The 10282-nt window shown below is 64.4% G+C and carries 10 protein-coding genes; 5 read left to right on the top strand and 5 right to left on the bottom strand.

Annotation, left to right across the window (positions count from 1 at the left end; translation table 11 throughout):
- Positions 1-102: 102 nt before the first annotated feature.
- Positions 103-1599: a DUF1846 domain-containing protein gene (locus HMPREF2537_RS02185; RefSeq protein WP_070524200.1), complete on the bottom strand. Its 1497-nt coding sequence runs from the start codon at positions 1597-1599 to the stop codon at positions 103-105.
- 77 nt (positions 1600-1676) lie between these two features.
- Here HMPREF2537_RS02185 and HMPREF2537_RS02180 point away from each other — a divergent pair, with 77 nt between their 5' ends.
- On the top strand, positions 1677-2492 hold the full coding sequence (locus HMPREF2537_RS02180) for an Fpg/Nei family DNA glycosylase (RefSeq protein WP_070525165.1): 816 nt from the start codon (positions 1677-1679) through the stop codon (positions 2490-2492).
- A gap of 10 nt (positions 2493-2502) precedes the next feature.
- The gene (locus HMPREF2537_RS02175) at positions 2503-4101 is read left to right on the top strand and encodes an NAD(P)H-hydrate epimerase (RefSeq protein ID WP_070525163.1); all 1599 of its coding nucleotides are present in this window, start codon (positions 2503-2505) and stop codon (positions 4099-4101) included.
- 161 nt (positions 4102-4262) lie between these two features.
- Here the strand turns inward: HMPREF2537_RS02175 and HMPREF2537_RS02170 are convergent, their stop codons facing one another.
- From HMPREF2537_RS02170 to HMPREF2537_RS02160, 3 genes are read right to left on the bottom strand one after another with little or no spacing between them, the layout of a single operon-like run.
- Positions 4263-5087 carry a YwaF family protein gene (locus HMPREF2537_RS02170; protein ID WP_070525161.1) on the bottom strand — a complete coding sequence of 275 codons (825 nt, stop codon included), beginning with the start codon at positions 5085-5087 and terminating at the stop codon, positions 4263-4265.
- Positions 5088-5140: 53 nt separating this feature from the next.
- Complete coding sequence (locus HMPREF2537_RS02165; RefSeq protein WP_070525159.1) at positions 5141-5788, bottom strand: ABC transporter ATP-binding protein; 648 nt, start codon at positions 5786-5788, stop codon at positions 5141-5143.
- Positions 5788-6783 (bottom strand): ABC transporter permease, encoded by a 996-nt coding sequence (locus HMPREF2537_RS02160; protein WP_070525157.1) that lies wholly within the window; start codon positions 6781-6783, stop codon positions 5788-5790. The genes HMPREF2537_RS02165 and HMPREF2537_RS02160 overlap by 1 nt, the downstream gene beginning before the upstream one ends.
- 115 nt (positions 6784-6898) lie before the next feature.
- Here HMPREF2537_RS02160 and HMPREF2537_RS02155 point away from each other — a divergent pair, with 115 nt between their 5' ends.
- From HMPREF2537_RS02155 to HMPREF2537_RS02145, 3 genes are read left to right on the top strand one after another with little or no spacing between them, the layout of a single operon-like run.
- Entirely contained in the window at positions 6899-8065 is a 1167-nt protein-coding gene (locus HMPREF2537_RS02155; protein WP_070525156.1) for a histidine kinase, read from the top strand.
- Positions 8040-8660, top strand: coding sequence for a response regulator (locus tag HMPREF2537_RS02150; protein ID WP_070524185.1), 621 nt, complete (start codon positions 8040-8042; stop codon positions 8658-8660). The genes HMPREF2537_RS02155 and HMPREF2537_RS02150 overlap by 26 nt, the downstream gene beginning before the upstream one ends.
- Positions 8661-9671, top strand: a complete 1011-nt coding sequence (locus tag HMPREF2537_RS02145) for an NAD(P)-binding domain-containing protein (protein WP_070525154.1) — start codon at positions 8661-8663, stop codon at positions 9669-9671.
- 3 nt (positions 9672-9674) lie between these two features.
- Here HMPREF2537_RS02145 and HMPREF2537_RS02140 read toward each other — a convergent pair whose 3' ends face one another.
- On the bottom strand, positions 9675-10247 hold the full coding sequence (locus tag HMPREF2537_RS02140) for a VanZ family protein (protein ID WP_070525152.1): 573 nt from the start codon (positions 10245-10247) through the stop codon (positions 9675-9677).
- Positions 10248-10282 lie beyond the last annotated feature (35 nt).

The following is a 10282-nucleotide window of genomic DNA, read 5'->3' as shown; positions in this document are numbered from 1 at the left end:
GGCGTCGCCAAGCGCTTGCCGACGCCCACCTGCAGGTTGCGGGTTCCAGGTCTGGGGGAATGCCTACCGAGATAGCGCTTCCCTCCAATGTTCGGGAGAATCTTAACGCTTCTGGTACAGCGCGCTCTTGCGGGCAAAGACCGGATCGGAGGTCACCAGGACACCTAGGTTGCGGAAGATGCCCTCATCCACGGAACCCAAGATGGTGGTGGTGTGGACATCGCAGCCCTCGAGTTCCTTCAGTGCGTCGAGCGCGCGGCGGGCGTTCTCGTCCTTGGCCGCGGAGACAGAGAGTGCGATAAGCACCTCGTCGGTGTGCAGGCGCGGGTTCTGCGAACCCAGATGCTTGGTCTTCAGCGTCTGGATCGGCTCGATGGATTCCGGCGAGAGCAGGTGCAGGTCATCGTCGATGCCCGCCAGGTGCTTGAGCGCATTGAGCAAGGTGGCCGCCGAGCAGCCCAGAAGTGGGGAGGTGCGGCCGGTGATGATGGTGCCGTCGTGAAGCTGCAGCGCGGACGCCGGGCCGTCGGTCTCCTCCGCCTTCTGACGCGCCGGGAGCACCACCGGGCGGTCGGTGGACTTGATGCCGGCCTTCGCCATGACCACGGCGGCACGCTCGGACTGCGTGGAGTCGAGGCCGTTGCGGGCCTCCTCCACCAAAGTCTTGAAATAGCGGCGGATGATTTCCTGCCGGGAGGCCTCGCGGCAGACCTCGTCGTCGGTGATGCAGAAGCCCACCATGTTCACGCCCATGTCCGTCGGGGACTGGTAGGGAACGGTGCCGGTCAGGCGCTCAAGCAGGGACTTCAGCAGCGGGAAGGCCTCGACGTCGCGGTTGTAGTTCACCGTGGACTCGCCGTGCGCGGAGAGGTGGAAGTGGTCGATGACGTTGGCGTCGTTAAGGTCCACCGTGGCTGCCTCGTATGCCAGGTTCACCGGGTGGTCGAGCGGCAGGTTCCAGATGGGGAAGGTCTCAAACTTGGCGTAGCCCGCCTGCACGCCGCGCACGTTCTCGTGGTAGACCTGCGATAGTGCGGTAGCCAACTTACCGGAGCCCGGCCCCGGCGCGGTGACCACCACGAGGTCACGGGTGGTCTCCACGTAGTCGTTCTTGCCCAACCCCTCCTCGGAGACGATGAGGTCGATGTTGGCGGGGTAGCCCGGGATGACGCGGTGGCGCGCCACCGTCAGCCCCAGGCGCTCGAGGCGCTCGATGAAGGCCTCCGCCTGGCTGTTGCCGTCCTCGAGCTGCGTCATGACGATGTTATTGACAAGGAAGCCGCGGCCCCGGAAGACGTCGACAAGCCGCAGCACATCGTCTTCGTAGAGGATCCCCAGGTCACCGCGCATCTTTTGGCGCTCGATGTCCTTGGCGTTGATGCAGACGAGGATTTCTACGTCATCTTTGATGCGCTCGAGCATCGCAATCTTGTTATCCGGGGTGAAACCGGGCAGCACGCGGGAGGCATGCATGTCATCGAAAAGCTTGCCACCCATTTCCAGGTAAAGCTTCCCACCGATTTCTTTGCGTCGAGCGTTGATGTGCTCCGACTGCAGCTCAATGTATTTTTCACGGTCAAAACCGATTGCGCGCCCCATAGTATTTAGGCCCTTCCGTTCAACGGGTAGTACCCGGAAAGTCTACAGCAGCACTGCCCCCGCGTAGACTTCCTGACATGCCTGAGGGACACGTTATTCACCGCCTTGCTCGGACACTCAATGCGGACTTTCGCGGCGCGCCGCTGGCTGTGAGCAGCCCCCAGGGCAGGTTTGCTGCGGAGGCCGCGCTTGTCGACGCCTCACCCCTCTCCCTCGCCGAAGCCTTTGGCAAGCACCTCTTCCTCCACTTCGATGCGGATAACCCGCGCCACGTGATTTACATCCATTTGGGGCTCATTGGGTCCCTGCGCTTTGAGCCTTCCGCTGATGTGTGGGGGCAAATCCGGCTGCGCATCGATAACGGAACGATGGCCGCGAACCTGCGCGGCCCGCAGTTCTGCACGCTCATTACGGAGGAGGAATACCAGGCCAAGGTGGCGAAGGTGGGCCAGGATCCGCTCCGCACAGATGCCGACTCTGATGCGCTGTGGGCCAGGGTCCATGCCTCGAAGCGAAGCATTGGCGCAATGCTCATGGACCAAGGACTCTTCGCCGGGGTGGGCAATATCTACCGCGCAGAAGCCCTATTCCGCCAAGGGCTCTCCCCCTTCATCCCGGGCAACCAGCTCGACCGCGCGGAGTTCGATGCCATCTGGTCGGACCTGGTGGAGCTCATGGACTACGGTGTCGAGCACGGCCGCATCGATACGGTCCGCCCCGACCATACGCCGGAGGCCATGGGCCGCGAGCCCCGCAAGGATGACCACGGTGGCGAGGTCTACGTCTACCGCCGCGCGGGGCTGCCGTGCCATGTGTGCGGCACCGAGATCCGCGAGCAGGTCATGCAGGGCCGCAACCTCTTTTGGTGCCCCACCTGCCAACCCGCGCGCTAGGGTGTGGGTTATGCGCCCTGCTTATACCGTTGCCACTGTCCGTGCCGCTGAGAAGCGCCTGCTTAAACAGCAATCCCATGAGGATCAACTCATGAAGCTGGCTGCCGCGGCGGTGGCCGACGCTGCCTCGGTGATGCTGGAGGCACGCCCCGGCGCGGTGCTCATTCTCGCTGGCTCCGGCGGCAACGGCGGGGATGGGCTCTTTGCCGGGGCGGAACTGGCCTCGCGCGGGGTTACGGTCCATGCCCTGGTTCCAGAGCGCTGCCACGAGGAGGCCCTCGCTGCGTTCCGCAGTGCTGGTGGCACGGTCCTTCCTTCCGACGCGCTGCCTAACGGCAGCGCGCTGGTTATTGACGCCATCGCCGGCCTCGGCTCCGCCCGGGGCCTCTCCGGTGCAGCCCTGTCCCTCTACCGCCGCGCCACTTCTGCCGGGGCGGCAGTTTTGTCCGTCGACATGCCTACCGGCGTCGATGCCGACACGGGAGTGTGCGCCGCGGATGCCGTCCACGCCGATGTCACCGTCACCTTCGGCTCGCCGCGGCTCGGTCACGCACTGGCCGCCGAATGCGGGCAGGTTGTGGTCTCCGATCTCTTCCTGCCCGGCGCGCCCTCCTTCGCTGCGACCCTCGCCGAACTGGATGAACCAGCGGCCTTCATCGCACACGAACCCTCCGTGCCGACGGCCTTTGCGTGGCAATCGGGCGAACTCGAACTGCCGGGCGGGCGCGCTTCCCGCCCCTGGCCGGTTGGCTGCACGGGCCCCGTCACCGATCCCACTCCCAACTCACGCTCCGATAAGTACTCCGGCGGGGTCGTCGCCCTCGCCGCCGGCAGCGAGGCTTACCCGGGCGCGGGCATCCTGTGTGCCACCGCGGCGGTGCACGCCACGCCCTCGATGGTGCGCTTCATCGGCGATAACTCGATCACGTCTCTACTGCCCGAGCTGGTCTGCCATCCCGATGTGTCCTCCGCCGGTCAGGCCCAAGCCTGGGTCGTCGGCCCCGGCCGCGGTACCGATTCGGCGGCGGCCACCGAACTGCGCAAGGTGCTAGCGCAGGGCCTACCCACCGTTCTTGATGCCGACGCCCTAACGCTTCTGGCGCGCAATACCTCCCTGCGCCAGAAAGTTACCGAGCACCCGATGACCATCCTCACCCCGCATGAAGGCGAGTTCCGCCGCCTCTATGAGGCCGCTTTCGGCTCTGCTCCCGAGGCGGCCACCGGCTGGGGCGCTGCCCTCCACGAGCTAGCCGAAGAGCTGGACAGCATGATCCTGCTCAAAGGACGCCTAACTCGCGTTACCGCTCCGGGCCAGCCGCTCTATTCCTTCAATGCCGGTCACTCCTTTGCCGCGACTCCTGGATCCGGGGACGTGCTTTCCGGCATTCTGGGCGCGGTCATGGCTCAGCTCTTTTCAGGCCCTTCCACCGAAACTGGCAGCGTGGCCATCAGCCGCACCATCACCGAGGTCCTCCACGCCGGCGCTATCCACGCACACGCGGCGGCCATCGCGGCCGAAACCCCCGAGGGCTTCGCGCCCTGTTCTGCGTCCCAGATCGCGGCGGCCATCCCGCGGACCATCGCGCGACTCCTCAACGCCGAGCGCTAGCTCGTTGGCCCGGCGCTAGCTCTGACGCTAAGTACGTTTCGATCAAATAGCACCCCAAAAATTCGAAGATCTGGGGCCTTATTTGATCGATCCGTACCCGGCAGTCACCGGGTTGGGAGGTTTTCGCAACGAAGCCCTAGAATTTCGCGGTTTACGGACCACTATTTACGAAAACGTACCGCCGCACGGCGCAGAATACCGGACGCGGTGCCCACAGACTTGCGCATGAGTCCCCGTGGCCCCACCGCCACCGTGCCGCGGCGCAGCGAAGTGTTCTCCCACGGCCACGTCATCCCCGCCCATGCTGCTGCTACGGCGAGGGTCTCTGCCGCGATGTAACCAGGCCAGGGTCCCAGCAGGTTGATGATGGAGGGGCTTCCCGGCGCGTGGTTGAGGAAGCCATAGTTGCCGTCGGTCTTCGCATTGACCGCCATGGCGGTGGCCATCCACACCGGCGTGACCTTCACGGCGAAGCGATAGCCCTTCCACGTCGGCCGGTAGCCCAAGCCAAAGGTCAGCGCCAGCGGCACAGCGAGGGCCACGATGTGGAAGAACCAATAGGTGCCAAACCGCAGCCAGCGCGGGGAGAAGTAGTAGATGACGTCCGGGGTGATGATGGCCTGCGGGTTGAGGATGATGCCCCAGAAGTAGGTCAAGGTCAGGGCGTGCTCATTGCCCGTAATGAGGCCCAGCGCCAGGATCGGGCGCAGCACATCGCACAGGTGCAAAGGCAACGACTCGCGGATATCGAATTGCTTCGGGTCCAGGGAAATGACCGTCCACGCAGTACCCGCCACCAACAAGGCCCAGCCCACCATCCGGCGAACAAAGGTCTCACGGGAGGTGCCCTTGATACGGCGTGCAGCGACGATAAAGACCCCGCAGGCCACCACGGTGATGCTCAACATGAGCGCGTGCAGCGCGGTCCACTGCTGCATGCGCGGGTAGTCAGTTGGGCTTACTCGGGGCTTGCGGGGTCGAATCATAACGGGGTAATAATTTACCCCTTTGTATGAACATATGAGAGATAAGCGGGTTCCTACGCGGCTAGCTCGGAATATTCGGAGAGCTTTCCGTCCTTGACCTCGACCACGGTATCGGCATAGTCAAGGAGGCTGCGGTCGTGCGTGATGAACAGCGTTGCGGTGTCGAAGTCATCGGTGACACCGCGCAGGAGCTTGGCAATCTCGCGGGAGAGCTTGGAGTCCAAGGCGGAGGTCGGCTCATCCGCAAGCAACACGGAAGGCTGGCCCATGAGCGCGCGCGCAATGTTGACGCGCTGGCGCTGACCACCGGAGAGCTGGTTCATGCGGCGGTTGCCAAAGCCCTCCAAACCCACGAAGCTGAGCAGCTCGTCAGCCCGGTCACCGCGGGGCTTGCGGCCCTCCATGTGGTCAATAATGAGCAACTGCTCGCGGGCCGTCAGGGCAGCTAGCAGGTTGGCCTGCTGGAAGATGAGCCCGCGGGTGCCGTGCATCTCAACAGTTCCGGAGTCCGGCTCGATGAGACCGGCGGCTACGGAGAGCAGGGTGGATTTACCGGAACCGGATTCGCCGATCACGGCGGTGAGCTCGCCGGGCTTAACGTCCAGGCTCACGCCGTCGAGTGCAGTGGTGCGGGACTGGCCGTCGGGGTAGGTCACCACGATGTCGCGCAGTGACAGGGCGGGAGTAACGGTAGTAGTCATTAGGCGTTGCCTCCTAGGGCGTCGAGCGGGTTGATCTTGGAAACGCGGCGGGTGGCCAGGAAGGCACCGGCGATGCCGAGCAGCCAGATGCCGAGCGCGGGGACGATGACGGTCATGGCGGAGACCTCGAAGGGCACGGCACCTTGGGCGGCAAGGCCCAGCAGCCAGCCGACGAGCGCGCCTGTCCCAACGCCAATCGCCAAGATGATGGCTGCCTGCGCAATAGCATCCTTGAGCAGGTACTTCACGCTGGCCCCAAGGGCACGCAGGATGGACAGGTCACGAGTGCGCTGGATGGTCCAGATGCTCAGGAAAGCGATGGTGACCAGCGCGGAAATACCATAGAGGAAGGCCTGCATGGTCAGCAGGGAACCGCGCTCCGAGCTATAAGCCGGAAGACCGGACAGGGCCTTGCTCATGGACACGGAAGTGTCGGTCGGCTCCTGGGACAGCACGGCCACACCCACCATGTCTTCGGGGGAATGGGAGACCTTCTGCCAGGTTTCGGTAGAGACCCACACCACCGGGGAGTGAGAGTAATACTCATCCTCGACCACTGCGTTCACGTCCAGGTCCACTCCGCCGAGGGTGCCCCGGGAGGGCGCGTTCAGGGCCTCGTCGATGGATTGGCTCAAGACCATGCCTTCCTCCGGAATCACGGTGCTGGAGCCAGGAATCTGGGTGCCGGCGGGCAAACCGATAACCGCCACGCCGCCGTGGCCCTCCAGCTTGGTTTGGGAGGTGCCCAGCGGAATACCAGAAGCGGGAACGTCCTCGGCGAAGATCTCCGACTCGGTGAAGGAGGGATCTTCCGTCGAGAAGGTCACATAAGGATTCTGCTCCCCGAGTGCCTCAAGCGCGGAGGTGTTTTGCTTGGACAGGCCTTGGGTCAGGCCGGACAACATAACGAGCAACAACGTAATCAGAGCCACGACGCCGCCGATCAGGAAGAACCGACCGCGGGCTGTGACTATCTCTCTCAATGCCAGGAACATACTATTTATCCTGCGTGTGCGGGCGCCGAAAGTAATCGGGTAGCCAGTTGAACCTCCACTCAACCAGTTGGTTGATTCGCCCTCCTCCAGCCAGAGGATAAGGTGGATTGCCGTGATGATGAGCAACAAACTGTGGACCGTGGGACTGCACGCCATGTTCGGCTTTCTCCTCGTCTTCGGAGTGCTCCGCGCGTGGGCCGATGACCGTCTCGACGCCCGCGCCCTCGGCCTCTCCATCGCACTCGCAGTGGTCTACACGGGATTTGCCATCTTCGGTTCCCGCACTATCGCCCGCCCCGTCCCCACCACGCTATGGCTCGCCGCCCTGTGTCTGTTGTGGATCGGGCTCATGGTGCACGCCCAAGACTTCATGTGGCTTGAGTTTCCGCTGGTCTTCGTCTTTATCCATGCCCTTCCCTTCTGGCCGGGAATCGTCGCCAGCGTGGTGTTGTGGGCCGTCGCGGCCTTCGTCCCCGCGTGGATCCATCCGCAATTCTGGACCACGGCCGCGGCCATCGGCCCGTTCATCGGCACCTGTTTCGCCGTGGCCGTCTACCACGCCGCCCGCCGGGTGCAGGCGGAGGCGGCGCACCACGAGGCCGTCGCCAAGCAGCTGCGTGAGACCCAGGAGGAGCTGGCCGCCAGCGAGCACCAAGCCGGGCGCCTGGAGGAGCGGGAGCGGCTCTCTCGCGAGATTCATGACACCGTGGCGCAGGGGCTGTCCTCCATCGTCCTGCTCAGCCGCGCCGCCAAGAAGACATCCACGCAGCAGGACGTGACCGAGCAGCTCGCGCTCATTGAGAAGGTGGCCCAGGACAACCTGGCCGAGGCCCGGCGCTTCGTCAAGGAGCTCGCGGCCCCCGCCTCCTCCATCGATAAGGAATTGCGCACACTCGTGGATGAGCTCCAAGCCCAGGCCACGGGGCTCGGGCTGCGCACCCACTTCGGGCTTAAACTCACCGGCAGCGCCGACGTCCCCGCCGAGTTCTCCCACGTCATCCTGCGCGCCGCGCGCGAAGGGCTGACCAATGTCATGAAACACGCCGACGCCGACCAAGCCGTGGTCACCCTCGGCTCTTTCACAGATGAGATCACCTTGGATGTCGTCGATAACGGCCGCGGCATCGACAGTCCGCGCGGCTTCGGGCTCACCGGCCTGGAGCAGCGTGTTCGCAGCGTCGGCGGCAGCGTCCAAGTAGAATCATCACCCGCCGGCACCGCGCTCGCGGTGCGAATCCCAACAGGAGGCAGCAGCAATGGTCAACGTGATGCTCATCGATGATCACCCCGTGGTCCGCGCCGGGCTGCGCGCGATTCTAAACGCTTTCCCCGATATCGAGGTGGTGTTGGAAGGCTCCGATGGCTCGGCCGTCGAAAAGCTGGCGGATGCTGATGCTCCCCACATTGACGTGGTCGTCTGCGATATTCAGATGCCGGATGTTGACGGCATCGCCGCCACCCGGCGCGTGCGCGAGCTCGATGGGCCCCCGGTGCTCATACTGACCACCTATGACACGCAGGCGGATATCCTGGCCGCCGTGGAGGCAGGCGCGTTGGGCTACCTGCTCAAGGACGCCCCCGAGGACACCCTGCACGCCGCGGTGCTCGACACCGCCGCGGGCAAGCGGACCTTGGCGCCTGAAGTCACGAACCTCCTGGCGGAGCGCTTGGCGCAGCCGGAAACCGCGCTGTCTCCCCGCGAGCTGGAGATCCTGCAAGCGCTGGCCACGGGGGCCTCCAACAAGCAGATTGCCCAGCGGCTCTTCATCTCCGAGGCCACGGTCAAGACCCACCTCATCCACGTCTATCAAAAGCTCGGCGTGGAAACCCGCACCGCAGCCGTCTCCGCCGCCCGCGAACGAAAGCTCATCCAATAGATGCATACCTACGATTGCATCGTGGTGGGTGGCGGCCAATCCGGCCTGGCCACCGGCTACTACCTGCGCCGCCAGAAGCTCGACTTCCTCATCCTCGACGCCAACCCCTCCCCCGGCGGAGCTTGGCAGCACGTGTGGGATTCACTCACGCTCTTTAGCGATGCTCAGTCCTCCACCCTGCCCGGCTGGCCCATGCCCGCCTACCCGGGCTTCCCGCCGGCTTCCCACGTGGTGGACTACCTCACCCGCTATGAGCAGCGCTATGACCTGCCGGTCCGGCACGGGGTGGCGGTGGAGCGCGTGCTTGACGACGCCTCCCGCTTCCGCCTCCTCACCACCCACGGTGAGTTCCGTGCCCGCACCGTCGTGGCCGCAACGGGCACATGGTCCGCGCCCTTTATCCCCTTCTACCCCGGTGATTTTCAGGGGCGCCAATGGCACACGGCGAGCTACCCGGGGTGTGGTCCTTTCTTAGAGTGCGGCCACAACAATCCTGTAGCCGTTGTCGGTGCTGGTAATTCCGGCGCGCAGATCGCCGCCGAGCTCTCCCTCGCCGGCGTGGACACCACGTGGTTTACCGCGCACCCTCCGCGCTGGATGCCGGATGATGTAGACGGGCGCGTGCTCTTTAGCCGCAACCGTCAGCGAATGCTGGCCAAGCTGCGGGGCGAGCCGGACCCGGGCCCCGAAACAGAACTGGGGGATATCGTCATGGTCCCGCCAGTGCTCAAAGCCCGCGATAGTGGGATTCTGAACGCCACCGGCATGTTCTCCTCACTCGAGGAGCTCAACCGCGAGGGCTTTAGCGATCTCATCTGGGCCACCGGCTTCCGGCCGGCCTTGCGCCCCTTCCCCGGGCTGCTGGCAGAAGGAAAGCCCACGGTGGAAGGTTTCTTCCCCGTGGGCTATGGCTCGTGGACGGGCCCGGGCTCGGCCACGATTACTGGTGTCTCACCCTATGCGCGGCGGGTGGCGGGGGACGTCGCCAAGCTCGTGCGTACGCCCAGCTAAGTACTACAGCACCACCAAAGCGAGGAGCACCACCGCTGCCAGCGCAAGGAGGAATCCCAGGCGCCGCAGAATCTTTGTCTGCCCTTCGCGCCCCAAGCGCGCCATGAGTACGGCGCCGAGAACAGAACCCACGGTGTTGTATAGAAGGTCATCGACATCGCTAAAGCCCAGGGCAAAGATATACTGGGCGCTTTCTATGCACAGGCTGACCATCAGGCCGATGAGCATCGCCCCGCCCAGGCCCCATTTAATACCCGACAGGTTGCGTCCCGCTACGTAGAGCGCCGCGCCCAGCGGCATGAAGAGAGCGATATTTCCCACGAGGTCGGTCCACCCGCCGTACCACACGGAAGAGTTCTCAAAACCACCAAAGAGCTGCGTGTTCACCTGGCGCACCGCATGCGCGGAGCCGTCAACCACGCCGGGGATGTCCATGAAGGGCTTGCCCACCGTCGCCAGAATCACGACCACCATGGACAGGGCCGCGACTAGGAAGGAATCACGAAGCAGGTGCCGATACGGATCCGGCGCGGGCCGCAGCCTATTGCGCGGGTGTTGAGCTTTTATCCCAGTCATGCGCTTCACCCTAACGATGTTCTCTGGACGCTGGC

The sequence above is a fragment of the Corynebacterium sp. HMSC074E01 genome (assembly GCF_001808885.1).
GTDB lineage: Bacteria > Actinomycetota > Actinomycetes > Mycobacteriales > Mycobacteriaceae > Corynebacterium.
Note: the sequence above shows the minus strand (reverse complement) of the source record. Positions and strands in the feature narration are given on the sequence as shown.